This window comes from Corynebacterium sp. p3-SID1194 (genome assembly GCF_025144155.1).
Classification (GTDB): domain Bacteria; phylum Actinomycetota; class Actinomycetes; order Mycobacteriales; family Mycobacteriaceae; genus Corynebacterium.
The window spans coordinates 45,879-71,283 of record NZ_JALXWY010000002.1 but is presented as its reverse complement, the minus strand read 5'-3'; the positions used below and the strand labels follow the sequence as shown (position 1 = coordinate 71,283).

Here is a 25,405-nt window from a genome sequence, read left to right as displayed (position 1 = left end):
GCAACAATCCAGAAGGAAAGCAAGGAAATGAACAGCAAGACACAGACCGCGGACGCACTTGTGGCTCAGGGCATAAGGGTGGGTTACGGGGACGGAGCGGAGGTGCTCCACGGCATCGACTTAACGGCGCGCGCAGGGGAGGTGACCACGCTCATTGGGCCGAATGGCTGCGGCAAGTCGACACTGCTCAAGGCGATGTCCAAACTTCTCGTGCCCAGTGCGGGAATGGTGCACGTCGATGGTGTCGATATCCACTCCCTGTCGGCGCGCGAGGCCGCCCGCCGTGTGGCTCTCCTGCCGCAGCACCCGAGCGCACCGGGCGGGTTGTATGTCGGGGAGCTCGTCGCCCGCGGGCGACATCCGCACCAAGCTCGCATGGCTGGTCCGTCCGCCGCTGACCATGAGGCGATCGCCCGCGCCTGCGAGGCCACGGGGATCAGCGACCTCCTTGAACGCGATATCGACGCATTGAGCGGCGGACAGCGTCAGCGAGTGTGGCTGGCCATGACCTTGGCGCAGGACACACCCGTGCTGCTGCTCGACGAGCCAACTACCTTCCTCGATCCCGCCCACGCCATTGACATGCTCTCCCTCGCCCGGGAGCAGGCGCGCCGCGGCAAGGCCGTAGTGATGGTCCTGCACGACCTCATGCTGGCCGGCATGTTTTCCGACACGATGGTGGTCATGCGCGACGGCGCCATCGTGGCGCATGGCACGCCGGAGCAGGCCTTGACTGCGGAAGTTCTGGCACAGGCTTACGGGCTGCGGGCCGAGGTGTGGGACGACCCAGCCGGTGTTGCCCCCGTCATCGTCCCGCGCGGGACCGTGCGCTAGGTGCTTCCCATGCCGGCAAGCGTGGAAGAGAGCTCCCCTAAGCCTCGTTGTCGTTGAACGGGTCGTGAACGCGACTTGCTAGTTCGGCTACGGAGTCGAGGATCGTGGTGGGGCGGTAGGGGTAGCGGTCGATTTCGGCGTCGTCGGAAATGCCGGTGCGCACGAGGATGGTGCGCATGCCGGCTTCGAGGCCGGCTTTGACATCGGTGTCCATGCGGTCGCCGATCATCACGGTGTTTTCGGAGTGGGCGCCGATATTGTTCAGGGCCGTACGCATCATCACCGGATTGGGTTTGCCCACGTAGTAGGGGCTCCTGCCGGTCATGGCGGTGATCATTGCGGCGACTGCGCCGGTGGCAGGCACGACTCCGTTCGGGCCGGGGCCGGTCACATCCGGGTTGGTGGCGATGAAGCGGGCACCGTTCATGATCAGGTTCGCCGCGGTGGAGATCGCTTCGAAGGAGTAGGTGCGCGTTTCACCTAGGACTACGAAGGCGGGGTCGGCGTCGGTGAGGATCCAGCCTTGCTCGTGAAGAGCCGTCGTCAAGCCTGCTTCCCCGATGACGTACGCGCTGGACTCGCCCGCCTGCTTGGACAGGAAGTGGGCGGTGGCTGTCGCAGATGTCCAAATCCTTTCGGGGTCGATGTTCAGGCCCATGCGCACGAGCTTCGCGGACAGGTCCCGCGGCGTCTGCATGGAGTTGTTCGTGAGCACCATGAACGGGATTCCCTCCTCCCGCAGGGCGGAGACGAACTCCTCAGCGCCCGGGATCACCGATCCCTCGCGGTGCAGCACGCCGTCCATGTCGGTCAAGTAGGAAATCATGCTTTCTCCTTCCGGGCGAGAATCCGCTCGCGAGTCTACTCGCCAAAAAACAAGGGAAATATATGGACAAGTGAGCCACATCACGCTTAAATTTATTTTGTGATCCAAACACGGGGATTGAAAAAAGAATTCGGGAGTGTGACGGCCCTCAACGATGTCTCGCTGGATGTCGGGGAGGGCGAAGTAGTCGGCTTGCTGGGGCGCAACGGTGCGGGCAAGACGACGTTGATCGACCTATTGCTCGGACTGACACGGCCTACATCGGGGGACGTGCGGATTGCTGGAACGACTCCGCACGATGCTGTGCGCGATGCTCGTATCGGCGCGGTCATGCAGACCGGCGGGCTGTTGCCAGACCTGACGGTGCGCGACACCGTCGCGATGATCGCGTCGACCCACCACGATCCGATGAGCGTCGACAGCGCCATCGAAGCGGCAGGTCTGCAGGATATTGCAGGACGCAGGGTGGGGAAGTGCTCGGGCGGGCAACAGCAGCGGGTGAGGTTCGCGCTCGCATTGCTGGGGCACCCGGACATCCTCGTGCTCGACGAGCCCACAACGGGCATGGATCCCGCTGCTCGGCACACTTTCTGGGATGCCATGCATGAGCAAGCCCGAAACGGGCGGACCATTTTGTTCTCCACGCATTATCTGGAAGAAGCCGAACAGATGGCGCGCCGCATCGTCATCCTGGACAAGGGCCAAGTGATCGCAGATGGTAGTGCTACAGAACTGCGGGAGGCCACGGGGTGGAATTGGGTGAGCGCTGTCGTCGATAAGCAATATGCGCAGCAGGTTCCCGGGGCCGAATACCGTGACGGAACGCTGACGGTGCGAACCGGGAATTCCGATGAGTTGGTGCGTTGGTTGCTCACGGAAACCGACGCCCGCAATCTCACCGTGACCCCCTCCACGCTTGAAGACACATTCATCGAGCTGACCGGAAAAGAGATCAACTCATGAGTTCCGCAAAATTCGCACTCTTTAACCTCAAACGCATCAGCACCCGGTGGAGCACGCTCATCTCCTCAGTCGTGCTCCCCGTCGTCTTCTATCTCATCTTCAGCTCGGCAACCCAGCAAACCGACGCAGAATTCGGCAACGGCAATGTCGCCGCCTACGTCATGGTCGGTATGGCCCTGTACGGCGGAATCACCGGAGCTGTCTCCACGGCGAGTAATGCCGTCGTGGAGAACATCACGGGGTGGGGGCGAACGCTAGCGCTGACCCCGCTGCGCAGCTCGCAGATCATGGGGGCCAGGCTGCTACTCATCGCCGTGCATGCCGTGCTGCCCGTCGCCGCAGTCTTCCTCACAGGCGCCCTGTTCAACGCCGAGATGCAGCCGAATGCCTGGTGGCAAACATTCTTGCTCACCTCGTTGCTGTCGCTTCCGTTCGGGTTCTACGGGCTTGTGTGGGCGCAGGCGCTGAAGACGCCCGCTTCCGTGTCCATCGCGACGATGTCGGTGGTGGTGCTCGGCTTCGCGGCGAATATGTTCGTTCCGCTTTCCGGCGCAATGCTGCAGGCCGCACGATTCACCCCGCTGTACGGGGCGGCCGTGTTGACCCGGTATCCGCTGACCGAAGGAACTCAGGTGACCAACGATGGTGACCAACTCGTCACCGACCCACTGTGGTGGGCCATCGTCAGCGTCATTGTCTGGAGCATAATTTTCGCCGGTGCGAGCATGATGCTCGACCGGCGAGAGAAAGGCCGCGAGTAGCGGCCGCGGTTAGAGCGGGAACTAGTCCGTGAGCTCCGCCTGGGTCATGACATCGCGCAGGACCTTAGCGGAGTGAGCGAACTGCTCGGACTCGTGCTCGTCGAGGGAGAGCTCGACGACATCCTGGATGCCGTTGCGGTTGATCACGGCCGGGGTGCCGATGTAGATGTCTTCTTCGCCGTACTGGCCTTCGAGCAGGGCGCTGACCGGCAGGACGACGTTCTCGTTCTTGAGCACCGCGCGGGTGATGCGGGCGAGACCGCCACCGATGCCGTAGCTGGTGGAACCCTTCGCGCGGATGATGTCGTAGGCCGCGTCGCGGGTCTTGACGAAGATCTCCTCCATCTTGTTGGAGGTGTTCGGGTCGGTCTCCGCCATCTTTTCCAGGCGGGTGGTCAACGGGATGCCCGCTGCGGAACCGGAGGAGACGACAGCCAGCTCCGTGTCGCCGTGCTCGCCGATGACGTAGGCGTGGACAGAGGAAGCGCTGATGCCGAAGTACTCGCCGAGAGCGAAGCGGTAGCGTGCGGTGTCCAGCACGGTGCCGGAGCCGATGATGCGGTTGGACGGCAGGCCGGAGAACTTCCAGGTCGCGTAAGCGAGGACATCGACCGGGTTGGTGGCCACGACGAAGATGCCGTTGAAGCCGTGGTCCATGACCTCATCGACGATGGACTTGAAGATCTTCACGTTGCGGCCGACGAGCTCGAGGCGGGTCTCGCCGTCGCGCTGGGCGACGCCCGCGCAGTTGACCACGACAGCGGCGTCGCGGCAATCCTCGTAGGTGCCCTGGGTGATGCGGGTGTTGTGTCCGGACCACGGCACAGCGTGGTTGAGGTCAGCGACCTCGCCCCAGACTTTCTCTTCATTCAGGTCGATGATGGCGAGGTGGTCGCACAAGCCCTGGTTGACGATGGCCGTGGCGTATGCCATTCCGACGTCGCCGGCACCGATCAGAACGACCTTGTTGCCGGGGGTGGGGGTGTTGGTGTCGACGTCGACCTTGCGCGATGCGTTCGGATGGATCATTGATGCTCCTTCGCTCGTTGTCGCTGCTGTGCAAAAGCAGTTGGCAGCCTTAGTTCCCGACCCTAGTCCCGGCCGTAGAATCGTGCCGGGGACGAAGTTATCCACAGGGCAGTGTTCGACAGCGGGCGACGTGGGTGCAAGCGCGCGATAGAACCAGTGGCGTACCTTCCACACAACAAAAATCAAGGGGGACATTATGGGTACGACGAATATCGACAAGGTCAAAGAACGTGTTCAAAAGCTGCTTAACCAGGCAGCGGACCGGGCCGGAACGGCCGAGGGGGAGATCTTTTACCAGAAGGCTTTTGAGCTCATGGCGGCGTACGGTTTCGAGGAAAGGGACCTGCGGAACCCGACCGACGGTGATGAGGTGATTATGCGCACATTCGCCTTGGGCGGCTCTTATACCGACATGCAAGCGTCGCTTTTGCTGAATCTCTGCAACGCATTGCACTGCATGGGCTACATGGAAAGCACCAGGCGCTCCCGCAAAATCTCTACCGTCACCGCTTTCGGCCTCCGCCGCCACATAGAACGGGTGGACATGCTCTTCGGAGTCCTCAACCCGCAGATGGCTGCCGGGGCGCAGCAGATCAGCGGCAGCCGCGCACTCGGTGTGGCGACGGTGGTGGCGCGCCGCTCTTTCATGGGCGGGTTCATCAGCGTGATCACTGAGCGGCTGCAAGCGGCCGAAGGCACGGTCGCCGCAGGCAAGGGCGAATACGCCCTAGCGCTGATGGACGACCGCGATAAAGCAAGCGACGCGATGAGCGCTTTCGCTGCACAGCAGGGCATCGAATTCACCAACCGCGCATCGAAGGCGACGGTCGACGCCGGGTCGTATTTCCGTGGCGTGAGTGCGGGGGAGACCAGCGATCTCGGCCAGACTCGTGTCCGCGCGCGCCCGGCGTTGCCGTGCTAGGTCACATCCGGGGCGCTCCGACGAGTTGAACGCGGATCAACGGGTCTATTACGGGGACATGAATTGCCGCTGCAGCGCTTGCGGCACACGCGGTGCTTCTTAGGCTTGGAATCACGTTTCGCCGAGCTTCAGGAGTAGTCATGTCCCGTTCCACCCGTTTCGCTGCTGGCCGCCGACCCGCAGTGCGCGCCGCTGTCGCCCTCACCGTTTCGGTCGCTCTTGCAGCCAACCCGGCACCCGCCGTCGCACACGGCGGGCACCCTGAGCCGGCACCAGCCCCGGCACCCGCTCCGCAGCCGGCCGCGGCACCAGCCCCGGCACCCGCTCCGCAGCCGGCCGCGGCGCCTGCACCCGCGCCCGCTCCGCAGCCGGCCGCGGCGCCTGCACCCGCGCCCGCTATCCCAGGGCTGAACGACCTGTCGTCGCTGCCGTTCGACCTGGAAGGCCTCGGGCAGCGCGAGGTGAATATCGGTGGGGTCACGGTACCGGTGCCGGCGGCGCTGGCGGGTGTCGTGGCCGCTGCCGCGGTGCTCGGCGGGCTCAGCTTCGTGATCATCCAGGCGCTCACGGGCGAGCTGCCGGGTTCTTCGAAGGGGGACAAGGATCAGCCCGCACCAGCGGAGCCGATGAAGGCGGAGTACGCGAACCGCTTCGATTTCAGCGCGGTCAACGATGATCCGGCTGCTGGCGGGTTCAGCGGCATCGACGAGGTCGCGCCGGGCCGCTACGTCGTTCTCTCCGACGACAAGAACGAGCACGGCCCGGTCCGCGCTTATGTCTTCACCACGACGGATCACAAGACTTTCACCCGCGACGGCGTCATCGAGTTCACCGATCCGGAGGGCAAGGCCTACGATGAGTTCATTGACCCAGAGGAAATCCGTGTCCTGCCGAACGGCAATTTCCTGTGGACCACGGAGGGCAACGGCAAGCCCGGTCAGGTCGTCCCGCCGCAGCTCATCGAGTCCGCGCCTGACGGCAAGGAAATCCGCCGCATCGACGTGCCGGGCTACCAGGTGCCCAACGGCATTTCCACGCGCGGCATCTACAACAACAACGGGCCGGAGGGCATGACGCTTATCGACGGCGGGCGCACGGCCGTCACCGTCGAAGAAAACGCCCTCGCCCAGGATGGCGCGAAGAACACGGAGAAGGACGCGTCTGCCAACCGCATCACCTTCTACGACCTGGAGAGCGGCAAGCCGACCCGCGAGCTCGTTGTCAAGCTCGAAGCCGGACGTGGCGCGACGTCGCTTTTGGCTGACGACAACGGCGATCTCTACATGCTGCAGCGTGGCTTCTTCAAGGACTTGGGCGAAAACGGCGAGAACAAGGCTGAGATCTACAAGCTCGATCTCGACGGCGCCGATGACGTGCTGGGCAAAGAAAAGCTGGACGGCGACGAGAAGACGGTGTCCAAGGAACTCGTCTTCGATTTCGCCACCGAGAAGCCGCACCCGGACAACGTCGAAGGCCTGGCATGGGGTCCGCGCACCGAGGACGGGCGCCGCACCCTGATCGTCGTCTCGGACAACAACTTCAACGAGACCCAGACGACGTACTTCCACACCGTCCTGGTGCCGTAGCCGAACGCTCACGATTCGGCAGGACGAGGGGGCAGGCGGGGCGTCGCTAAGCAATTTGTGCTTTCTTTGCCCTGACCTGTATGGTTTACCAACGGTTCTGCGCGCGCGGTATGCGTGCGCCAGATCCGCATTGAACGTATACATCCAACTTTGTTGCAGGCCCCCCGCCGAAATGCGGACCGTATGAAGGGTGGCGGCGAGCATCTTCCGTTATTGAGCGGCAAGGAGCGCCCACACTGTTTGAGTCGGAAAACACGCCGGTCAGGTGAATTTTCCATTCGTAGTAGCCCCCGACAGAACACACGGAAAACGCGAGTTCAAAGTGCTTTCGGGCACATGGACCAGGTGGGTTAATGGGAACCGCAACGAGAAAGGTAAGCGGTCAACCATGACCATGACAGATCCCATTGCGGACATGCTGTCTCGCGTGCGCAACGCAAACAACGCGCACCACGAGACCGTGTCCATGCCCTCCTCGAAGTTGAAGGTCAACATCGCGGAGATCCTCAAGCAGGAGGGCTACATCGCTGACTACAAGGTCGAGGAAGAAAAGGTCGGCAAGACCCTGACCCTCGAGCTCAAGTACGGCCCGTCGCGTCAGACCTCCATCGTTGGTCTGCGTCGCGTGTCCAAGCCCGGTCTGCGTGTCTACGCGAAGTCCAACGACCTGCCGCAGGTTCTCGGCGGCCTCGGCGTGGCGATCATCTCCACGTCCCACGGCCTGCTGACCGACCGTCAGGCCCAAGAGAAGGGTGTAGGTGGGGAAGTCCTCGCCTACGTCTGGTAAAGGGAGGTTGAACAGATATGTCTCGTGTAGGTAACGCACCTATCACCATCCCCAACGGTGTGGAAACCAAGATCGACGGCCAGCACGTCGAGGTCAAGGGTCCGAAGGGCACCCTGACCGTCGATGTCCCGGAACCGATCACCGCAGCCGTTGAAGAGAACCAGATCGTGGTTTCTCGTCCGAATGACCACCGCGACAACCGCTCGCTCCATGGTCTGTCCCGCTCGCTGATCAACAACTGCGTTGTCGGCGTCACCGAGGGCTACAAGATCAACATGGAGATCTTCGGTGTCGGCTACCGTGTCCAGCTCAAGGGCAAGAACCTCGAGTTCTCCCTCGGCTACTCGCACCCGGTCCTCATCGAGGCTCCGGAGGGCATCACGTTCGCCGTCGACGGCAACACGAAGCTCTCCATCGAAGGTATTGACAAGCAGCAGGTTGGCCAGGTCGCCGCGAATATCCGCCGCCTCCGCAAGGATGATCCGTACAAGGGTAAGGGCATCCGCTACGAGGGCGAGCAGGTTCGCCGCAAGGTCGGAAAGACGGGTAAGTAATCCATGAGCACTGAAGAAAAGACTACTCAGAAGCGCACCCCGGTCGGCCGGGACATTGCTACCCGCCGCCGCGAGGCCCGCGTCCGCCGCCACAACCGCATCCGCAAGACCCTGCGTGGCACCCCGGAGACCCCGCGTCTCGTCGTGCACCGCAGCTCCCGCCACATGCATGTCCAGGTCATCGACGACCTGGCCGGTCACACTCTCGTGTCCGCTTCCTCCATGGAAGATGCAGTGCGCACCCTTGAGGGTGACAAGAAGGCTAAGGCAGCTAAGGTCGGCGAGCTCATCGCTGAGCGCGCCAAGGAAGCCGGCATCGAAACGGTCGTCTTCGACCGTGGCGGCTACAAGTACCACGGCCGCGTCGCCGCGCTTGCCGACGCCGCCCGCGAAGGTGGTCTGAAGTTCTAATGACCACCGCAGACGAAACTCAACGGAAGGATCGCGACATGGCCGAGCGTGAACGGCGTGACGGCGGAGCATCCGCCGACGACCAGAAGAACCAGAACAACAACGACCGCGGCGGCCGCAACGACCGCGGCGGACGCAATGACCGCAACGACCGTGGTGGCCGTGGTGGCCGCCGCGACGACCGTCGCGGTGGTGCACAGGACGAGCGCGATAAATACATCGAGCGTGTTGTCACCATCAACCGTGTTGCCAAGACCGTCAAGGGTGGCCGCAACATGTCCTTTACCGCCCTCGTGGTGGTCGGCGACGGCCAGGGCATGGTCGGCGTTGGCTACGGCAAGGCGAAGGAAGTCCCCGCCGCTATCCAGAAGGGTGCAGAAGAGGCTCGCAAGAACTTCTTCCGTGTCCCGATGATCGGCGGCACCATCCCGCACCCGGTTCAGGGCGAGGATGCCGCAGGCGTGGTCATGCTGCGTCCGGCTGCTCCCGGTACCGGTGTCATCGCCGGCGGCGCTGCCCGTCCGGTGCTCGAGTGCGCCGGCGTCCAGGACATCCTGGCTAAGTCGCTGGGTTCCGACAACGCCCTCAACGTGGTCAAGGCCACCGTTGCTGGCCTGAAGGAACTTGTGCGCCCCGAGGAAGTTGCCGCTCGTCGTGGCAAGTCCATCGAGGAAGTCGCCCCCGCACGCATGCTGCGTCAGCGCGCAGGACAGGAGGCTTAAGCACAATGGCACTGAAAATTACACTTCACCACGGCAAGGTCGGCGAGAAGCCGGCTACCCGTAAGAACCTCGAGGCTCTCGGTCTGCGCAAGATCGGTCAGTCTGTCGTCAAGCAGGACAACAGCGCGACCCGCGGCCAGATCCTCAAGGTGGCCCACCTGGTCACCGTTGAAGAAGTAGCAGGGGAGTAGGTACTGACATGGCTGACATCATCAAGCTCCATGATCTGCGCCCGGCTGAGGGTGCAAACAAGGCCAAGACCCGCGTCGGCCGCGGTGAGGCATCCAAGGGTAAGACCGCTGGCCGCGGTACGAAGGGCACCAAGGCTCGTAAGCAGGTTTCCGCTGCTTTCGAGGGTGGCCAGATGCCGCTGCACATGCGTCTGCCGAAGCTCAAGGGCTTCAAGAACAACAACAAGATCGTCTACCAGGTGGTCAACGTTGCCGACCTGGCTGAGGCGTTCCCGAAGGGTGGCACCATCACCACCGCTGACATCGCTGCAGCTGGCCTGGTCCGCAAGAACCGGCCGGTGAAGGTGCTGGGCGACGGCGAGATCTCCGTCAAGCTCGACATCACCGCAGAGAAGTTCTCCAAGTCCGCCGCCGAGAAGATCGCGGCCGCTGGTGGCTCCACCACCGAGGTTGCTGACACGGCTGCTGAGGCCAAGAAGGCTGACAACGCCGACAAGGCTGAGGAGACGGAGTCCAAGGAGGACTAAGCTAGTCCGCTCTGAACTGAAAAACTCCCCGCGCGGGTAGTGCTCACGCACTGCTCGGGCGGGGAGTTTTCTCGTTTCCGGACCCTCATAAACGGAAGCTTGCCGGGGGAATCGTGGTTTCGCATACCCACCTGGTAGGGTGGACGAGTCAAAATATGTCTACCGTTTATCCGGCGGGTCCGCCCAGGCGGAGTGTCGGGTAGCCGGGCTAGGCATCAACGTACGTTATCTACTGTCCGCTACCTACCGCGCAGCCACAGAGACCATCTGCGGCCCCGGCTGCAGGGCGGTTGGAGCCAGGAGGCCACGTGTCAGCCATTGTTCAGGCGTTCAAGGATGCCGATCTACGCAAGAAGATTCTCATCACTATTGCGCTGATCGTTCTCTACCGCATCGGTGCACAGATCCCGACCCCGGGAGTTGACTACGGAATCATCGCGGAGCGTCTCAACGCGCTCACCCAGGGAGATGAAAGCAACATCTTCTCGGTGATTAGCCTCTTCTCCGGTGGCGCGCTGCTGCAGCTATCGATCTTCGCCATCGGCATCATGCCGTACATCACGGCGTCGATCATCGTGCAGCTGCTCACCGTGGTGATCCCGCGCTTCGAGGAGCTGAAGAAGGAGGGCCAGTCCGGCCAGGCGAAGATGACGCAGTACACGCGTTATCTCACCGTGGCGCTGGCTCTGCTGCAGTCCTCGGGCATCGTGGCACTGGCTGACCGCGAGCAGCTGCTGGGTCAGGGCGTGCCGGTCCTGGTGGAGGACCGCAACCTGTGGACGCTGGCGATGATGGTCATCGTCATGACCTCTGGTGCTGTGCTCATCATGTGGCTCGGTGAGATCATCACCGAAAAGGGCGTCGGCAACGGTATGTCCCTGCTGATTTTCGCGGGTATTGCGACGCGTCTGCCCACCGACGGCGCGAATATCTTCCGTCAGTCCGGCCCGGTCGTTTTCGGCGTCGTCATCGCTGCTGTGATCCTGTTGGTCGTGGGCATCGTCTTCATCGAGCAGGGCCAGCGCCGCATCCCGGTGCAGTACGCAAAGCGCATGGTGGGTCGTCGCCAGTACGGTGGCACCTCCACCTACCTGCCGCTGAAGGTCAACCAGGCCGGCGTTATCCCGGTGATCTTCGCGTCCTCCCTGATGTACGTGCCGGTGCTGATCACCCAGATCATCAACTCCAACAAGCCGACCCCGCCGGATAACTGGTGGATGTCCACCGTCATGGCGTGGCTGCAGAACCCGGCGTCTTGGCAGTACATCCTGACGTACTTCGTTCTGATTATCTTCTTCGCATACTTCTACGTCTCCATCCAGTACGATCCGTACGAGCAAGCTGAGAATATGAAGAAGTACGGTGGCTTCATTCCGGGCATCCGTCCGGGCCGCCCGACGGCCGAGTACTTGGCGTTCGTGATGAACCGTTTGCTCTTCGTCGGTGCCATCTACCTCGGTCTCATCGCAATCCTCCCGAATATCGCTCTGGATCTGGGTATCAGCGGCAGCGGCAAGGGGGGCAGCATGTCCGCGTTCGGCGGCACGGCTATCCTGATTATGGTCTCCGTGGCGCTAACCACGGTGAAGCAAATTGAATCTCAGCTACTGCAATCCAACTACGAAGGACTGTTGAAATAATGCGTCTCGTTCTCCTCGGCCCTCCCGGTGCCGGCAAAGGCACCCAGGCAGCGATTCTCTCGGAGAAGCTGAACATTCCGCATATCTCCACGGGCGATCTGTTCCGCGCGAATATCGGTGAAGGAACCCCGCTGGGCAAGGAGGCGAAGGAGTACATCGATGCTGGCAAGCTCGTCCCCACCGACGTCACCGCACGCATGGTGGAGGAGCGCCTGAACGAGGAGGACGCGGCGAACGGCTGGCTTCTCGACGGCTTCCCGCGCACCGTTGAGCAGGCCGAGATCCTCCAGGAGCTGCTGGCCCGCAACGAGCAGAAGCTCGATGGCGTGCTCAACTTCAAGATCAACGAGGACGTCGTGGTCGAGCGCATGCTGGCCCGCGGCCGCGCAGATGACAACGAGGACACGATCCGCACCCGTCTGCAGGTCTACCGCGATGAGACGGCTCCGCTGATCGACCACTACGGCGATGCGATCATCAACATCGACGCCGAGGGTGACGTCGACGAGGTCAACGCCCGCGCTATGGAGCAGCTGGGTAAGTAACCACCCCGCGTTTCACAACGTTTCGCGCTGGCCTGTACTGGGCCAGCGCTTTCTTTTGTTTGGAGGAAATCGCTCATGTTGTTCGGCCGCAAGAAGACCATTCCGGCGAAAACGCCGGGGGAGCTCGACGCGATGGAAGAAGCGGGACGCATCGTCGGTGCCGCGCTTGTGGAAGTGCGCAAGGTGGCGCGCCCCGGTGCCACCACCGCTGATCTGGATGCGGTGGCGGAGCAGGTGATCCGCGATCACGGTGCGATTCCGACATTCAAGGGCTACGGAGGTTTCCCGGGCAGCATTTGCTCTTCGGTGAACGAGGTCGTGGTCCACGGCATTCCCAGTGCCAAGGTCGTGCTCAAAGAGGGGGATCTGGTCTCCATCGACTGCGGTGCCACACTGGACGGATGGGTCGGCGATTCGGCGTGGAGCTTCGGGGTGGGGCAGCTGGCAGCGGACGTCGATAAGCTCAATCGCGCAACCGAGCAGGTGCTGCACGTCGGACTCCAAGCGATGGTTCCTGGCAACCGGCTTACCGACGTCTCCCATGCCCTCGAGCGCGCCACCCGCGAAGCTGAAGCTGAATACGGCATCAAGCTTGGCATTCTCGACGGCTATGGCGGGCATGGAATTGGCCGCGAGATGCACGAGGACCCGTACCTGCACAATGAGGGCCGCCCTGGCCGTGGCCCGCGCATTGCGGAAGGCTCCGTGCTGGCGATCGAACCGATGCTGATCCTCGGCGGCGAGACCGATTCCGACGTGCTTGACGACGAATGGACCGTGGTCTCGGCGGACGGTTCGCCGGCCGCCCATTGGGAGCACACTGTCGCCGCCACAGCCGACGGCCCGCGCATTCTCACCCCTCGGGAGGGGTAAGCGCCGCGCTGGCTGACGGCTTCAATCCCGGTTTTTACTTGAAGAGGGTTATACTTTCCACCATGTTCACTTCCCCGCGCCACGCCAAAGAAACGACCACTTCCCGCTTCGTCCGCCGTGCGGGCTCCCTGCTTGCAGGTGCCGGCATCGCTGCCGCGCTCGTCGTGTCCCCGGCCACGGCTGATGCCGCACCGGCTGCTCCGTCCCTGTCCTCGGCATCGAGCAGCTCCCCGTTCCTCCAGCAGGCAGAGAAGTCTCTGCAGGCTGCGTCGATGACGATCACGACTGATGCCCGCAACGCGGTGTGGGACGCACGCAACGCCCTGCGTGCGAATGCCTCCGCAATCTCGGGTGGAAATAAGGCACAGGAGAAGCAACTCCACGAGGGCATCGACCGACTCGTCGAGGCCATCGCTCCGGGCCTGATCGCTGAGCACACCCCGAAGCCTAAGCCGAAACCGAAGCCGGCACCCAAGCCCGCTCCGAAGCCGGCCCCGAAGCCGAAGCCGGCACCCAAGCCGCAGCAGCCGCAGGGCTGCGCACCGTCGGCACGCGCATGCGTCGATCTGAAGAACCAGCGCACCTGGCTGCAGGAAAATGGCAAGATCACTTACGGTCCGGTCCGCATGGCATCCGGTAAGCCGGGGCAGGAGACCCCGAAGGGCTTCCACTACGTCAACCGCAAGGTCAAGGACGAGATCTCCTACGAGTTCAATAACGCCCCGATGCCGTTCGCGACCTACTTCACCAACAACGGCATTGCGTTCCACCAGGGTGACCCGTCGATCAAGTCCGCCGGCTGCATCCGCATGTACCGCGGCGACGCGCAGACCTACTTCAACACCCTGCGCATCGGCGACCAGGTCCACGTCTTCTAAGACGGAACCGGAGATGCACTCCTCCTCCCAGACCCCGCGGGAACCGGGGCCTGGGAGGATTTTGCTTTTCCGCAGGTAGATGGCTAGAGTGAATCGGTGGTGTACGGGGAAATCCCCAGCGCACTACAAGCAATTGACTCAAATACGTTAGGCACCAGCGGTTTTGCACGGTGCCGGGAAAGCGGAGTGTATGGCTAAAGAAGGCGCAATCGAGGTCGAGGGTCGCATTATCGAGCCCTTGAAGAACGCGATGTTCCGTGTCGAACTCGACAACGGGCACGAGGTTCTCGCACACATCAGCGGCAAGATGCGTCAGCACTACATCCGCATCCTCCCCGAGGACCGCGTCGTCGTGGAACTGTCCCCGTACGACCTGGATCGCGGACGTATCGTCTACCGCTACAAGTAATTCTCCACCGAGAATTCCCTCGTAGGGGAACAAAGGCGTTGTGAGTCAGTCGCAACTGACCTGAAGCCTCCTTACTCTCGGATCGCGCTCGCCGTACATCGACGTACGACGAGGCAGTCCATGCAACCTCCGGCTGCGGTGGCTGGAGCCACGTGAATCACGGCCCAATAGTCCGGTTCGGACCGGACACAAGTGCCGCGTGGCGTGGACGAGTGGGGAGAAAACCACCGAAACAACCCGAAAGGCACGTACCACATGGCACGTCTAGCTGGTGTCGACCTGCCGCGCAACAAGCGCATGGAGGTCGCACTTACCTACATCTACGGAATTGGCCCGGCCCGTTCCAAGGAGCTGCTCGAGAAGACGGGCATCTCTCCGGACCTGCGCACCGACAACCTGACCGACGATCAGGTCGCCGCTCTTCGTGATGTCATCGAGAACTCCTGGAAGGTCGAGGGCGACCTTCGCCGCGAAGTTCAGGCTGACATCCGCCGCAAGATCGAAATTGGCTCTTACCAGGGCCTGCGCCACCGTCGTGGACTCCCGGTCCGCGGCCAGCGCACCAAGACCAACGCGCGTACCCGCAAGGGACCGAAGAAGACCATCGCAGGAAAGAAGAAGTAACCTATGCCACCGAAGACTCGCTCCGCTGCTGCGCGCCGCTCCGGTCGCCGCGTAGCCAAGAAGAATGTGGCCGCTGGCCACGCGTACATCAAGTCCACCTTCAACAACACCATCGTGTCCATCACGGACCCGAACGGCGCTGTGATCTCCTGGGCATCCTCCGGCCACGTCGGCTTCAAGGGCTCCCGTAAGTCCACCCCGTTCGCCGCTCAGATGGCCGCCGAGAACGCTGCCCGCAAGGCAATGGACCACGGCATGAAGAAGGTCGACGTTTTCGTCAAGGGTCCGGGCTCCGGCCGCGAGACCGCTATCCGTTCCATCCAGGCCGCCGGCCTGGAGGTGTCCTCGATCTCCGACGTGACGCCGCAGCCGTTCAACGGTTGCCGTCCGCCGAAGCGTCGTCGCGTTTAACTGGTGAGAAAGGAAAAGAGGTAATACATCATGGCTCGTTATACCGGCCCTGCTACCCGTAAGTCTCGCCGCCTGCGCGTCGACCTGGTCGGCGGCGACATGTCGTTCGAGCGTCGCCCCTACCCTCCGGGGCAGGCTGGCCGCGCACGCATCAAGGAATCTGAGTACCTGCTGCAGCTCCAGGAGAAGCAGAAGGCCCGTTACACCTACGGTGTGATGGAGAAGCAGTTCCGCCGCTACTACGAGGAGGCTAACCGCCTCCCGGGCAAGACCGGCGACAACCTGCTCATCCTGCTGGAGTCCCGTCTGGACAACGTCGTGTACCGCGCTGGTCTGGCGCGTACCCGCCGTCAGGCTCGTCAGCTCGTGTCCCACGGTCACTTCACGGTCAACGGCAAGAAGACCAACGTGCCGTCCTACCGCGTGACCCAGTACGACATCATTGACGTGCGCGAAAAGTCCCGCGGCATGCTCTGGTTCGAAGAGGCCCAGGACGCACTGGTCGACTCTGTCGTTCCGGCGTGGCTCCAGGTCGTTCCGGAGACCCTGCGCATCCTCGTGCACCAGCTGCCCGAGCGCGCTCAGATCGACGTGCCGCTGCAGGAGCAGCTCATCGTCGAGCTTTACTCGAAGTAAAGTAGAAGTTCCGCGCATTGCGGTACTTCGGGGCGTCGACAAGCAATTGCTTATCGACGGCGCCCTTTCAACTGTCATCCGTGTCGGCGACTCACCTCGCTGGCACCCTCTACGGCGTCATATAGCGGTCGCCGGAAGGAGAAGTTCATGCTCATCTCACAGCGTCCTCAGCTCACCGAGGAATACATCGACACCAACCGTTCGAAGTTCGTCATCGAGCCGCTCGAGCCTGGTTTCGGCTACACCCTCGGCAACTCTCTGCGCCGCACGCTGCTGTCGTCCATCCCGGGCGCAGCCGTGACCTCCATCAAGATCGACGGTGTGCTCCACGAGTTCACCACGATTAACGGTGTCAAAGAGAACGTCTCTGAGATCATCCTCAACGTGAAGAACCTGGTCCTGTCCTCCGACTCCGACGAGCCGGTGGTCATGTACCTGTCCAAGGAAGGCCCGGGCGAGGTCACCGGCGCAGACATCGATCTGCCGGCTGACGTCACCGTGCACAACCCGGACTTGCACATCGCCTCGCTCAACGAGCAGGCGCGCCTGGAGATGGAACTTGTTGTTGAGCGTGGCCGCGGCTACGTTCCGGCGATGACCAACTCCGGCGGCGAGATCGGCCGTATCCCGGTCGACCAGATCTACTCGCCGGTGCTGAAGGTGTCCTACAAGGTTGAGGCGACGCGTGTTGAGCAGCGTACCGACTTTGACAAGCTGATCATCGACGTGGAGACCAAGAACTCCATGACCGCCCGCGACGCCCTCGCGTCCGCTGGCTCCACCCTCGTCGAGCTGTTCGGCCTCGCACGCGAGCTGAACACCGCAGCTGAGGGCATCGAGATCGGCCCGTCCCCGCAGGAGACGGAGTATATCGCCGCGTACAACATGCCGATCGAGGACCTGAACTTCTCCGTGCGTTCCTACAACTGCCTGAAGCGCCAGGAGATCCACACCGTCGGTGAACTCGCAGAGTGCACCGAATCGGACCTGCTGGATATCCGCAACTTCGGCCAGAAGTCCATCAACGAGGTCAAGATCAAGCTTGCTTCCCTGGGCCTGACCCTCAAGGATGCCCCGGAAGACTTCGATCCGACCCAGCTCGAGGGCTACGACGCTGAGACCGGCGACTTCGTCGACGGCGCCATGGATGACGCTGAGTAAACGCCGAGTAAACAAAGCGCACTGACACAAACAACACGAGGAGTACAACAATGCCTACCCCGAAGAAGGGCCCGCGTCTCGGCGGTTCGGCTAGCCACCAGAAGCACATTCTGTCCAACCTGGCCAGCCAGCTGTTCGTGAACGGCTCCATCAAGACCACCGAGGCCAAGGCCAAGGTTCTGCGCCCGTACGCAGAGAAGATCATCACCAAGGCCAAGTCCGGTTCGGTCGCTGACCGCCGCGCCGTGGCCAAGGACATCCCGAACAAGGACGTCACCGCGTACCTGTTCGATGAGCTCGCCCCCAAGTTCGAGAACCGTGCAGGTGGCTACACCCGCACCATCAAGCTCGAGAACCGCAAGGGCGACAACGCTCCGATGGTCAACATCTCCCTCGTTCTCGAGGAGACCGTGGCTTCCGAGGCGAACCGTGCTGCACGCGCCGCCGCCTCCAAGGAGAAGGCCGCCGAGGCTGAGGCAGCTGCTGCCGACGCCGACGAGAAGGCTGAGGAGACCCCGGCTGAGGCTGAGGAGACCAAGGCTGAGGCACCGGCTGACGCTGAGTCCAACGACGAGGCCGTCGCCGAGGACACCGCTGAAGCTCCGGAGGTCCAGGAGACCGCCGAGGACGAGAAGTAAGACCTTCTCGCGCCTGTAAGCCCTAAACGCCCGCTCCCTTGTCGAAAGGGGAGCGGGCGTTTTCTCGTTGCTTTCTGCTTGAGTTTGGTTCATGAACATGAATGGGCCCCGCGCGCCAGTAGCAATCAACGGGGCCCGAACTGCTGTGCCGAAGCCGGCAGGGCAGTTCCACGGCATCGAGTATAGGAAATAACAGGATCTCTCATCCAAAGTTTTCCGTTCTCGATAAGCGGCGAGACTTCTCAAAATCCCGTCTCCCCCGGTGAACCTGCCTATTTCGGGCCATTTATTCTGAAGGTATGACTGACACAGGCATACGCGCATCACACGGGGAAGAGATGGTGCGCCTGCGGTTCGATGTCGCCTACGACGGCTCGGACTTCCACGGCTGGGCGCGCCAGAAACCAACCGGCGGGGAGGAACTCCGCACGGTGCAGGGCGTGCTTGAGAACGCACTGAGCTTGATCCTGCGCTACCCGGTGGAGCTGACGGTGGCGGGCCGGACGGATGCGGGGGTGCACGCCTCCGGTCAGGTGGCGCATGCGGATATCCCGGTGGCATCGCTGGACCAGAGGTCGATTGAGGGGGATCCGGGGCGGTTGGTGCGTCGTTTAGCGAAATTGCTTGAGCCTGATGTGCGTGTTTCGGCTGTGTCCACCGCACCCGACGGGTTCGACGCGCGCTTTTCCGCGTTGACGCGCACCTACCGCTACCGGGTGACCACCGCGGACGGCGGGGCATTGCCTCTGCGCGTGCGCGACACCGCCGTGTGGCCGAAGAAAGTGGACCTCGATGCCGCGCAGCAGTTCGCGAATGCGGTGGTGGGGCTGCATGATTTCGCCGCATTCTGCAAAGCGCGCCCGCACGCCACCACGATCCGGGAAGTCCGCTCCTTTGAATGGCGCGACATCTCTACCGACGAGGAACCGGAACTCTTCGAAGCGGTCATTGTCGCCGACGCGTTCTGCTGGCACATGGTCCGCGCGCTCGTGGCGACCTGTCTCGACGTCGGTTCGGGCAAGCGTGACGAAGACTGGGCTGCCGCACTGCTGGGGGCGAAGGAACGCTCGCCGGCGGTGCGCCTGGCACCCGCAAACGGGTTGACCTTGACGCGCGTCGACTATCCGGCGGACGACGAACTCGCAGCTCGCGCGGCGGTGACGCGCGAGCTGCGCGACGCTTCGGAGGTGCACTCCGAGTCACCCCGTGCAACGGAATAAACTGCTTGGGCAGGAATCGTCCGAAAGAGTTGCCCGGAGGTAGAACGCATGGATGCAGTCGGCGCCGTGTGGCTGGCCATCGCTGTGTTCACCCTGCCGGGACTCATCTTCGCGTGGGTCGCGGGCGCGAAACTGCCCGCTGCCGCTGCAGCATCCTTGCCCGCGACCTTCGGCATCGTCGGGCTGGGCAGCTGGCTGTACGGCGCGATGGGAATCCGCTTCGGGTGGCCGTCCTTCATCGTGTTCTTAGTGCTCATGCTGTGCCTGGCGGCCGGGTGGCGCTACGCATTCGCGCGACGGGCGAAAAAGCGCGCCGCGAAGAACTGGGTACGTGCCCTGTGGCCGGGTGACTGGCGGCGTGGCAGCATCGCCGACCCGTCGTGGGTGCTCCCCGGAGCTGGTGTCGTGGCTGGCGTGTGGATGCTGGTCGCGAAACAGCTCGAACTCCAGTCGAAGGTGCCGGGCCAGCTGAACAATATCGTCCAGGGCTGGGACATCCAATGGCACGTCAACGCCGTGCGTTTCATCATGGAAGAAGGCATTGCCTCGCCCACCCGGATGGGCGAACTGCAGAACCCTGAAACGCACATCGACCTGTTCTACCCGTCCGCGTTCCACGCGGCGACCGCGCTGTTCGCCAAAGCTGGCGGCCTTGCCCCTGTGGAGGCAGTGAACCTGGCGTCGATTGTTCTGCCGAGCCTCGCCCTGCCCGCCGGCGCCGCGGGACTGGCATGGGCGATGGCGCGCGGCCACGGCATGGTCGCGCAGATCGCCGCGGGCTTGGCCGCCATCGGTGTGTATGCGTCGCCGGTGCTGGTGTGGATCCCGGACTTCGTGGGCATGCGCCCGTACATCGTGGCGATCGGCCTGTCCGGCCTCGTCATCGCGCTGTTCCACCAGGTGCCGCGCTACCGGGCACTGGCACTGCCGACGCTGTTCGCCTTCCTGGGCATGATGCAGGTCCACCCGTCGGCCGTACTCGTGGTAGTGCTCGCCGTCCTGCTGTACTGGGCGACGTACCTGGTGTGGCGCCCGGACCGCTCGCGCGTCGGCGATGTTCTCTGGTTGGCCATCCCGGCGCTTGGTGCGACGGTGGCGTTCCTCCCGCAGCTGCTCGCCGGCCAGGCTCAGTCTGGGGAAGTGAACACCTGGGACGCGAGTGAGAATGTCACCGCTGAGGAGGCCTGGGACAAGGCGTTCATGATGGAGACCCGCCACGTGGGCGAGTTCTTCCCCGATTTCGACCCCACCATCTTGCTGTGGCTCGCCGGTTTCGGTGCCATCGCAATGGTGGTGTGGCGCGGGCAGGTCTGGGCGCCGGTCTTCTACGGGATCATGGTGGCCACCACCGCACACGCGCTGCACCCGTTCGACGGGATGTGGGAACCGCTTTTGACCATGCTGGGCGCGCCGCACTACAACTCGGCGCACCGCATCGTCACCGTGGTGGCGCTGACCGTCATCGCCGGCGCCGCCGTCGGTGCGGCCGTGATCATCCGCGTCTTCACGCTCGCACCCATCGCCGCCCGCTACGGCACTCGCCCGTGGGTGTGGGGCACCTCGCTCGCATCAGCCGTGCTCGCTGCGCTGACCGGGTGGGGTGCTGGCGCCTGGGCGTCCACCGTCGCCGTCGACGGCGCCGAAATGTCATTCGACGCCTCCCGCCTCAACGACCGCATGGTCGACGACGACCAGATGACCGCCTATGCGTGGCTCGGCTCCCGCCCGGAAGCACAGGAGGGGCTCGTTATGGGTGAATCCACCGACGGCTACTCCTGGGCCTATGCCATCAACGGCGTCCCCACCGTCGCCCGCCACTACCTGTGGCCCAACGGCGGGATGGGCGTCGACTCGAACCTGCTCGCCGACCGCGCCGGCCAGCTCGGCGCCGGTGAACGTGGCCGACCGAACGAGAAATCGCCCGCCGACGACGCCGCTGCCGACCTGGGCGTCCGCTTCATCGTCTCGTCCGGCAACACCTTCTGGCCCGGTCCCAAGAACTGGCAGGTGGACAAGGCCCTGTGGACCACCCCCGGTGTCACGCCCGTCTACCAGCGCGGCCGCGTGACCATCTTCGCCGTCAACGCGCAGCTCACCCCGGCTGAGATCAAGGAACTTCAGCGCGACGCCGTCGCCAACGGCGGCTCCACCGAACTGCCTGAGCTGACTCCGACGAGTGAGGAGCTGGCGGGCGCGGACGTCGAATAGCGTTGCGCATTTCAGTACGCATTTTCGGGTTGAAGCCCGCCCCGCATGCGCTTAGCGTCGTTTAAAGAAGCCATTGCTAATCGACGGGGGGCGTCCACATGGCTCAGCACACTCATGCCATTTCAGGGGAGACAAAGCAGGCGCGCAGGCTGTTGCCGACGACGCGTTCACAGGTGTCCGGGCACCGTTTCATGCGCCGGCGCGTGGAACACGGGCTCATTTACGGGGATATCCGGATGATTCATGATCCGTTGGCGGCACGGCGGCGTTCGGCGATTTTCGGGATTGTCGCGGTGGCGCTCATCGCGGCGGGTTCGGGGCTGTTCGCGTGGTTGCGGCCGAATCCGGATCCGGGCACGGCGGCGATTCTGCGGGCCAATGACGGGGCGATGTACGTGCGGGTCGGGGAGGTGGTGCACCCGGTGACGAACCTGACGTCGGCACGCCTGATCGCAGGCAGCGCGGAGGAGCCGCAGCGCGTGGGGGAGGAGCGGCTCACCGAGATGCCGCGCGGTGTGCCGTTGGGCATCGCTACGGCGCCGGCGATGTTCGCGCCGGGCGATGCGGTGGATGCTGCGTGGTCGGCGTGCGAGGGGGAAAAGCGCGTCACGGTTGTCGCCGGGGAACCGGTGCAGCAGCTCGCCGACGGCCAGGCTGTCGCGGTAACTCAGGGCGGTAACGAGTGGATGCTTACGAATGAGGGGCGCGCAAAACTTCCGTCAGACAGCGATGCACAGGGCAGGCTGATCCGACGCGCGCTGGGCATCGACGCGCGGGTCGTACGCGCGGACATCAGCGCGCCGGTGCTGTCCGCGATCCGCGAACTTCCGCCGGTCCGCCTGCCGCACCCGTTGCCGCGCCTGTTGCTCGCCGACGGCACCGACGAAGCATGGGCTGTCACACAGCATGGCGGCATTCAGCCCGTTTCGGAATTGCAGAAGCATTTGCTTATCGACGCCGCCGCCCCCACCTCAACCTCTTCCCCCTCCCAGATTGCCGCGTATCCGGATGCCCAAGTCCCGCTAGATATCGCCGTTCCGGAGAAAGCGCCGGAGTGGGTGGATCCAAAGAAATCGGCCGTGTGCGTGACCGAGTCAGGCTCTGTTGCACTCGTAGCCCCAGACTCGGATGTCTTGACCGCAGGATCGGTCGAGCTGTCCGGTGATAGCCCCGCGACTCATTTCGTCGGGTTAGCCTCCGGTGCTGTCGGCGTCGACACCGGTGCCGGCTACCACGTCGTGTCCGCTTCAGGCCAGCGCCATCTGGTGGATACCAGGGACAACCTCGATGTCGTCGGCGCACTGCACGTGGACACCGTTCCGTGGAGCATCCTCAGTCTCCTGCCCGAAGGCCCAGCCCTCACACGCGAGGCAGCGCTGACCGCGACCTACTGATAGCGCTGCGGCGCCAGTCAATCTGGTCTCGGCGCTTCACCCTCGCGGTGAGTTTTAGCCGTGGTGAATGGAGCGATGCCGGGGCCGACCCTGGAGGAGTATCCGTCGAAAAGCGCCCACTGCGACAGCAAGGGCAGCGACGAGCACGACGCTTGCGACCGTGAAACTGCTTCGGTGTGGGGCAGCGGAATCAATGGTCTCAATTGGGCGTGCACGCAGCGGTGCGGTGTCGGCGCTCTGCTCGCGTTCGACGAATGAGACAGCTCGCAGCGGGTCGACGGCACCGCCGCGCGGTTCCGCGGAGGCGGTGATCATGTCGCGGAGCTGGGCAGGTGTGGCATGCGGATGGCGCTGGCGCAAAAGGGCGACGGTGCCGCTGACCACCGGTGCGGCGAAGCTCGTCCCGGCGAATGGTTCGATTTCACCGCGCTCGCCCGCCTTGCCCACAGTCCATCCCCTGACACCTGGGGCGGAAGCGCGCTCGACAGTGCCGGGAGCGGTGAGCAGCGTGGCGCCTTCAGGGACGGGGAGGGAGTAATCGGCGATGGTGTGGGAATCGGCACGCGCACCGACAGCGAGGACCGTAGGAAAATGCGCGGGGAAAACAGTGGAACCGGCAGGACACTCGCGTGACAGGTTGCCGGCGGCTGCGACCACCACAGCACCTGAGTGTTCGGCGCGGCCGAGAGCGTCTTTCAGACCCCGGGTATCCACGCGGGGCGCGAGTTCCGGTTCGACGCAGGAAACCACAGAAATATTGATGACCTTTGCGTTCTCGTCGAGCGCGTTATGGATCGCCCGTGTGAGTGTCTCCAGGTCACCCATGGTGGCAGCGGTTGGCGCATCTTCCCCGCGGGGAGCAGGTGAGCGGTAGTGGGCTGAGGACTGGCGGATGGACAGAATCTCCGCGTCCGGAGCGATCCCGGCGTCAGTTCCGGCGATGATGCCGGCGACGACGGTGCCGTGCGCATCGCAATCCTTGAACGGTTCCGGGGTATCGGGTGTGACGAAGTCGGCGCCACCGGAAAGCTGGTTCAACTGCGGATGACCGGCAACACCGGTGTCGATCACCGCCACTTTGACGCCGGCCCCTGTGGCCAGACGGTGCAATTGGAAGCGGGTCTCAGTGGCCTCGCTTGTATGGATGTCATCTGTTTCGCCCGCGGGTGCGCCGACAGCGCAGGTGATGTCTTGAGCAGCCGCGAGGTGCGGGCAGGAGATGGCGGGAAGGAGGAAAGGAAGGGCGGCAAGGGACGTCGAGAGGCGAGAAAATGCGCGCATTACAGCCCCCGAATGAGATCGAAGATGCCAGTGAGCTTCACCGCGAGCGGAATGACGGCAATGATCGCGGCGGCCTCGGCGCGTTCGAGCCAGACGAGCGTGGTCGGTTCGAGATCCGGCACACGGGCAGCCCACAGCGCGGCAGTAGCGGCGGTAAGAGCGGTGATCCCGGCAGCGATGAGTAGCGCCGGGTGTGCGCCGTCGACGACTGCAACGGCCGTGACACCGCAGGTCAGCGCCAGCATCGCGGTGCTACCGAGGCTGAGGCGCGGAATCGTGCCGTGGTGGCGCGATGCGTGGACGATGAGCGCGCCCGCGGTGCACAGACACAACGCGAAGACCCATCCGCCACCGGAGCGGGCGAGTACGACGAGCGCCGGAATGACGCACAGCGCGGCGGCGACGCTGATGCCGGCGGTGATGGCGCGGGCGGCGTCCGAACGCGCGTCCACATCATCCTGGTAATCGTCCGCGATGCCGAATTCCTGCCCAGCGGTGGGGACCCGCGGAATGCGCAAGCCCGCAGCGCGTGTGGCCACCGACGGGGTGAGCATCACCGCGGCGATCCCGGCGAGCACTACCGCCGCGTACGGGGCTGTCGGGGAGGGCATCCAGACTGCGAGTGAGCCGGCGAGAATAAGAGCCGCGCTGGTCAGCGCCGCCGATGTCACGCGCGGGCCGGCGAGGCCAAGCACCGCACCGCCCACGGTCAGGGCGGCCGCGATCACACACGCAGTCATCGCGCCGAATGCGAGATCGGTCGCGGGCGGCCAGGTACCGGTTCCGTCGTGGATCCCGCTCACCCACGCACCGCAGACTGCGCTGGCGGCGCATGCCGCGGCGGGAAAGACAGCGCGGGACCGGGCGGCCACAGCGATCACGAGCAGGAGCAATGCAGTAACGGCCGCACCAGCTAGGGGAGCGGACATGGATGCGGTGAGGATCCCCGCGGCGGCAGCACCGGCGAAGGTCGCGGCAGTGTCAATCCCCGAACGAGTGGTGGCCGCAGCTGCCGCCGCCAATGACTCCGCGGCATCGCGCACCACTGGCGGATCGACGGGTTCGTGCGGGCGTAGGGCGAGGACCTGGCCATCGCGAAGCCGCATATTGTGTAGCGAAACATGCGGGTCCAGCGGTGCGCCCGCCGCAGTGGCGAACTCCCATGGTCGGCCGGCTGTTTGCGGCAGCTCAATCAGCCGCGCCAATTCGGGCAGCACTTCGCTCAGTGTCGATGACGTGGGCAAACTCACGTCGACGGAACGGTAGATCGGTGCCGCGCTGATGCGCACGGTCACGCGGACAACATGATGGGTCGATGCAGCGACCATGATTCCCCCCGGATTCACGATTGGTTGTTCTGTTCCAGTCTGCCCC

28 protein-coding genes are annotated in these 25,405 nt (G+C 63.8%); 24 read left to right on the top strand and 4 right to left on the bottom strand.

What is annotated here, in order from left to right; genetic code table 11:
* Window positions 1–27 precede the first annotated feature (27 nt).
* Window positions 28–834, top strand: coding sequence for an ABC transporter ATP-binding protein (locus tag M3G19_RS02500; RefSeq protein ID WP_259900293.1), 807 nt, complete (start codon window positions 28–30; stop codon window positions 832–834).
* Between the two features lie 37 nt (window positions 835–871).
* Here M3G19_RS02500 and M3G19_RS02495 read toward each other — a convergent pair whose 3' ends face one another.
* Window positions 872–1,660: an HAD-IIA family hydrolase gene (locus M3G19_RS02495; RefSeq protein ID WP_259900292.1), complete on the bottom strand. Its 789-nt coding sequence runs from the start codon at window positions 1,658–1,660 to the stop codon at window positions 872–874.
* Window positions 1,661–1,798: 138 nt separating this feature from the next.
* Between M3G19_RS02495 and M3G19_RS02490 the strand changes: the two genes are divergently transcribed.
* The gene (locus M3G19_RS02490) at window positions 1,799–2,623 is read left to right on the top strand and encodes an ABC transporter ATP-binding protein (protein ID WP_259900291.1); all 825 of its coding nucleotides are present in this window, start codon (window positions 1,799–1,801) and stop codon (window positions 2,621–2,623) included.
* The gene (locus M3G19_RS02485) at window positions 2,620–3,384 is read left to right on the top strand and encodes an ABC transporter permease (protein WP_259900290.1); all 765 of its coding nucleotides are present in this window, start codon (window positions 2,620–2,622) and stop codon (window positions 3,382–3,384) included. Before M3G19_RS02490 ends, M3G19_RS02485 begins: the two co-directional genes overlap by 4 nt.
* 21 nt (window positions 3,385–3,405) lie before the next feature.
* On the opposite strand, the gene M3G19_RS02480 is transcribed toward M3G19_RS02485, so the two are convergent.
* Window positions 3,406–4,413 (bottom strand): L-lactate dehydrogenase, encoded by a 1,008-nt coding sequence (locus M3G19_RS02480; protein ID WP_259900289.1) that lies wholly within the window; start codon window positions 4,411–4,413, stop codon window positions 3,406–3,408.
* Between the two features lie 196 nt (window positions 4,414–4,609).
* Between M3G19_RS02480 and M3G19_RS02475 the strand changes: the two genes are divergently transcribed.
* The 21 genes from M3G19_RS02475 (at window position 4,610) to eccB (ending at window position 22,750) form a co-directional block, all read left to right on the top strand.
* On the top strand, window positions 4,610–5,335 hold the full coding sequence (locus tag M3G19_RS02475; protein WP_210575037.1) for a DUF2786 domain-containing protein: 726 nt from the start codon (window positions 4,610–4,612) through the stop codon (window positions 5,333–5,335).
* Between the two features lie 140 nt (window positions 5,336–5,475).
* The gene (locus M3G19_RS02470; protein ID WP_259900288.1) at window positions 5,476–6,921 is read left to right on the top strand and encodes an esterase-like activity of phytase family protein; all 1,446 of its coding nucleotides are present in this window, start codon (window positions 5,476–5,478) and stop codon (window positions 6,919–6,921) included.
* Window positions 6,922–7,309: 388 nt separating this feature from the next.
* Complete coding sequence (gene rpsH, locus M3G19_RS02465) at window positions 7,310–7,708, top strand: 30S ribosomal protein S8 (protein WP_210575045.1); 399 nt, start codon at window positions 7,310–7,312, stop codon at window positions 7,706–7,708.
* A 17-nt stretch (window positions 7,709–7,725) separates the two neighbouring features.
* Window positions 7,726–8,262, top strand: a complete 537-nt coding sequence (rplF, locus tag M3G19_RS02460; RefSeq protein WP_259900287.1) for a 50S ribosomal protein L6 — start codon at window positions 7,726–7,728, stop codon at window positions 8,260–8,262.
* A gap of 3 nt (window positions 8,263–8,265) precedes the next feature.
* The gene (rplR, locus tag M3G19_RS02455) at window positions 8,266–8,673 is read left to right on the top strand and encodes a 50S ribosomal protein L18 (RefSeq protein ID WP_246875142.1); all 408 of its coding nucleotides are present in this window, start codon (window positions 8,266–8,268) and stop codon (window positions 8,671–8,673) included.
* Between the two features lie 38 nt (window positions 8,674–8,711).
* Window positions 8,712–9,395, top strand: a complete 684-nt coding sequence (gene rpsE / locus M3G19_RS02450; RefSeq protein ID WP_210575065.1) for a 30S ribosomal protein S5 — start codon at window positions 8,712–8,714, stop codon at window positions 9,393–9,395.
* Window positions 9,396–9,400: 5 nt separating this feature from the next.
* Window positions 9,401–9,586 (top strand): 50S ribosomal protein L30, encoded by a 186-nt coding sequence (gene rpmD, locus M3G19_RS02445; RefSeq protein ID WP_210575049.1) that lies wholly within the window; start codon window positions 9,401–9,403, stop codon window positions 9,584–9,586.
* 8 nt (window positions 9,587–9,594) lie between these two features.
* Window positions 9,595–10,113, top strand: coding sequence for a 50S ribosomal protein L15 (rplO, locus tag M3G19_RS02440; protein WP_259900286.1), 519 nt, complete (start codon window positions 9,595–9,597; stop codon window positions 10,111–10,113).
* Window positions 10,114–10,421: 308 nt separating this feature from the next.
* Entirely contained in the window at window positions 10,422–11,753 is a 1,332-nt protein-coding gene (gene secY, locus M3G19_RS02435) for a preprotein translocase subunit SecY (RefSeq protein WP_259900285.1), read from the top strand.
* Entirely contained in the window at window positions 11,753–12,298 is a 546-nt protein-coding gene (locus M3G19_RS02430) for an adenylate kinase (protein ID WP_210573904.1), read from the top strand. The genes secY and M3G19_RS02430 overlap by 1 nt, the downstream gene beginning before the upstream one ends.
* 75 nt (window positions 12,299–12,373) lie before the next feature.
* Complete coding sequence (gene map, locus M3G19_RS02425) at window positions 12,374–13,171, top strand: type I methionyl aminopeptidase (protein ID WP_259900284.1); 798 nt, start codon at window positions 12,374–12,376, stop codon at window positions 13,169–13,171.
* 62 nt (window positions 13,172–13,233) lie between these two features.
* Complete coding sequence (locus M3G19_RS02420; RefSeq protein ID WP_259900283.1) at window positions 13,234–14,049, top strand: L,D-transpeptidase; 816 nt, start codon at window positions 13,234–13,236, stop codon at window positions 14,047–14,049.
* Window positions 14,050–14,239: 190 nt separating this feature from the next.
* Window positions 14,240–14,458: a translation initiation factor IF-1 gene (gene infA / locus M3G19_RS02415; protein ID WP_259850028.1), complete on the top strand. Its 219-nt coding sequence runs from the start codon at window positions 14,240–14,242 to the stop codon at window positions 14,456–14,458.
* Between the two features lie 255 nt (window positions 14,459–14,713).
* A complete protein-coding gene (gene rpsM, locus M3G19_RS02410) occupies window positions 14,714–15,082 on the top strand; it encodes a 30S ribosomal protein S13 (RefSeq protein WP_005286639.1) in 369 nt (122 codons plus the stop codon).
* A gap of 3 nt (window positions 15,083–15,085) precedes the next feature.
* Complete coding sequence (gene rpsK, locus M3G19_RS02405) at window positions 15,086–15,493, top strand: 30S ribosomal protein S11 (protein ID WP_210573900.1); 408 nt, start codon at window positions 15,086–15,088, stop codon at window positions 15,491–15,493.
* A 30-nt stretch (window positions 15,494–15,523) separates the two neighbouring features.
* On the top strand, window positions 15,524–16,129 hold the full coding sequence (gene rpsD, locus M3G19_RS02400; protein WP_259900282.1) for a 30S ribosomal protein S4: 606 nt from the start codon (window positions 15,524–15,526) through the stop codon (window positions 16,127–16,129).
* 147 nt (window positions 16,130–16,276) lie between these two features.
* A complete protein-coding gene (locus M3G19_RS02395; protein WP_210573898.1) occupies window positions 16,277–17,290 on the top strand; it encodes a DNA-directed RNA polymerase subunit alpha in 1,014 nt (337 codons plus the stop codon).
* Between the two features lie 50 nt (window positions 17,291–17,340).
* Window positions 17,341–17,928 (top strand): 50S ribosomal protein L17, encoded by a 588-nt coding sequence (rplQ, locus tag M3G19_RS02390; protein WP_259900281.1) that lies wholly within the window; start codon window positions 17,341–17,343, stop codon window positions 17,926–17,928.
* 299 nt (window positions 17,929–18,227) lie between these two features.
* The gene (truA, locus tag M3G19_RS02385; protein WP_259900280.1) at window positions 18,228–19,148 is read left to right on the top strand and encodes a tRNA pseudouridine(38-40) synthase TruA; all 921 of its coding nucleotides are present in this window, start codon (window positions 18,228–18,230) and stop codon (window positions 19,146–19,148) included.
* A gap of 48 nt (window positions 19,149–19,196) precedes the next feature.
* Window positions 19,197–21,356, top strand: a complete 2,160-nt coding sequence (locus tag M3G19_RS02380; protein ID WP_259900279.1) for a DUF6541 family protein — start codon at window positions 19,197–19,199, stop codon at window positions 21,354–21,356.
* Window positions 21,357–21,454: 98 nt separating this feature from the next.
* Complete coding sequence (gene eccB / locus M3G19_RS02375) at window positions 21,455–22,750, top strand: type VII secretion protein EccB (RefSeq protein WP_259900278.1); 1,296 nt, start codon at window positions 21,455–21,457, stop codon at window positions 22,748–22,750.
* Between the two features lie 54 nt (window positions 22,751–22,804).
* On the opposite strand, the gene mycP is transcribed toward eccB, so the two are convergent.
* Complete coding sequence (gene mycP / locus M3G19_RS02370; protein ID WP_259900277.1) at window positions 22,805–24,031, bottom strand: type VII secretion-associated serine protease mycosin; 1,227 nt, start codon at window positions 24,029–24,031, stop codon at window positions 22,805–22,807.
* Window positions 24,031–25,359 (bottom strand): type VII secretion integral membrane protein EccD, encoded by a 1,329-nt coding sequence (gene eccD, locus M3G19_RS02365; protein WP_259900276.1) that lies wholly within the window; start codon window positions 25,357–25,359, stop codon window positions 24,031–24,033. Before eccD ends, mycP begins: the two co-directional genes overlap by 1 nt.
* Window positions 25,360–25,405 lie beyond the last annotated feature (46 nt).

What these genes read in the sequence shown, in the direction of transcription:
- M3G19_RS02500 (WP_259900293.1), top strand. Translation starts at nt 28, where the DNA reads ATGAACAGCAAGACACAGACCGCGGACGCACTTGTGGCTCAGGGCATA.
- M3G19_RS02495 (WP_259900292.1), bottom strand. Translation starts at nt 1,660, where the DNA reads ATGATTTCCTACTTGACCGACATGGACGGCGTGCTGCACCGCGAGGGA.
- M3G19_RS02485 (WP_259900290.1), top strand. Translation starts at nt 2,620, where the DNA reads ATGAGTTCCGCAAAATTCGCACTCTTTAACCTCAAACGCATCAGCACC.
- M3G19_RS02480 (WP_259900289.1), bottom strand. Translation starts at nt 4,413, where the DNA reads ATGATCCATCCGAACGCATCGCGCAAGGTCGACGTCGACACCAACACC.
- M3G19_RS02475 (WP_210575037.1), top strand. Translation starts at nt 4,610, where the DNA reads ATGGGTACGACGAATATCGACAAGGTCAAAGAACGTGTTCAAAAGCTG.
- M3G19_RS02470 (WP_259900288.1), top strand. Translation starts at nt 5,476, where the DNA reads ATGTCCCGTTCCACCCGTTTCGCTGCTGGCCGCCGACCCGCAGTGCGC.
- rpsH (WP_210575045.1), top strand. Translation starts at nt 7,310, where the DNA reads ATGACCATGACAGATCCCATTGCGGACATGCTGTCTCGCGTGCGCAAC.
- rplF (WP_259900287.1), top strand. Translation starts at nt 7,726, where the DNA reads ATGTCTCGTGTAGGTAACGCACCTATCACCATCCCCAACGGTGTGGAA.
- rplR (WP_246875142.1), top strand. Translation starts at nt 8,266, where the DNA reads ATGAGCACTGAAGAAAAGACTACTCAGAAGCGCACCCCGGTCGGCCGG.
- rpsE (WP_210575065.1), top strand. Translation starts at nt 8,712, where the DNA reads ATGGCCGAGCGTGAACGGCGTGACGGCGGAGCATCCGCCGACGACCAG.
- rpmD (WP_210575049.1), top strand. Translation starts at nt 9,401, where the DNA reads ATGGCACTGAAAATTACACTTCACCACGGCAAGGTCGGCGAGAAGCCG.
- rplO (WP_259900286.1), top strand. Translation starts at nt 9,595, where the DNA reads ATGGCTGACATCATCAAGCTCCATGATCTGCGCCCGGCTGAGGGTGCA.
- M3G19_RS02430 (WP_210573904.1), top strand. Translation starts at nt 11,753, where the DNA reads ATGCGTCTCGTTCTCCTCGGCCCTCCCGGTGCCGGCAAAGGCACCCAG.
- map (WP_259900284.1), top strand. Translation starts at nt 12,374, where the DNA reads ATGTTGTTCGGCCGCAAGAAGACCATTCCGGCGAAAACGCCGGGGGAG.
- M3G19_RS02420 (WP_259900283.1), top strand. Translation starts at nt 13,234, where the DNA reads ATGTTCACTTCCCCGCGCCACGCCAAAGAAACGACCACTTCCCGCTTC.
- infA (WP_259850028.1), top strand. Translation starts at nt 14,240, where the DNA reads ATGGCTAAAGAAGGCGCAATCGAGGTCGAGGGTCGCATTATCGAGCCC.
- rpsM (WP_005286639.1), top strand. Translation starts at nt 14,714, where the DNA reads ATGGCACGTCTAGCTGGTGTCGACCTGCCGCGCAACAAGCGCATGGAG.
- rpsK (WP_210573900.1), top strand. Translation starts at nt 15,086, where the DNA reads ATGCCACCGAAGACTCGCTCCGCTGCTGCGCGCCGCTCCGGTCGCCGC.
- rpsD (WP_259900282.1), top strand. Translation starts at nt 15,524, where the DNA reads ATGGCTCGTTATACCGGCCCTGCTACCCGTAAGTCTCGCCGCCTGCGC.
- M3G19_RS02395 (WP_210573898.1), top strand. Translation starts at nt 16,277, where the DNA reads ATGCTCATCTCACAGCGTCCTCAGCTCACCGAGGAATACATCGACACC.
- rplQ (WP_259900281.1), top strand. Translation starts at nt 17,341, where the DNA reads ATGCCTACCCCGAAGAAGGGCCCGCGTCTCGGCGGTTCGGCTAGCCAC.
- truA (WP_259900280.1), top strand. Translation starts at nt 18,228, where the DNA reads ATGACTGACACAGGCATACGCGCATCACACGGGGAAGAGATGGTGCGC.
- M3G19_RS02380 (WP_259900279.1), top strand. Translation starts at nt 19,197, where the DNA reads ATGGATGCAGTCGGCGCCGTGTGGCTGGCCATCGCTGTGTTCACCCTG.
- eccB (WP_259900278.1), top strand. Translation starts at nt 21,455, where the DNA reads ATGGCTCAGCACACTCATGCCATTTCAGGGGAGACAAAGCAGGCGCGC.
- mycP (WP_259900277.1), bottom strand. Translation starts at nt 24,031, where the DNA reads ATGCGCGCATTTTCTCGCCTCTCGACGTCCCTTGCCGCCCTTCCTTTC.
- eccD (WP_259900276.1), bottom strand. Translation starts at nt 25,359, where the DNA reads ATGGTCGCTGCATCGACCCATCATGTTGTCCGCGTGACCGTGCGCATC.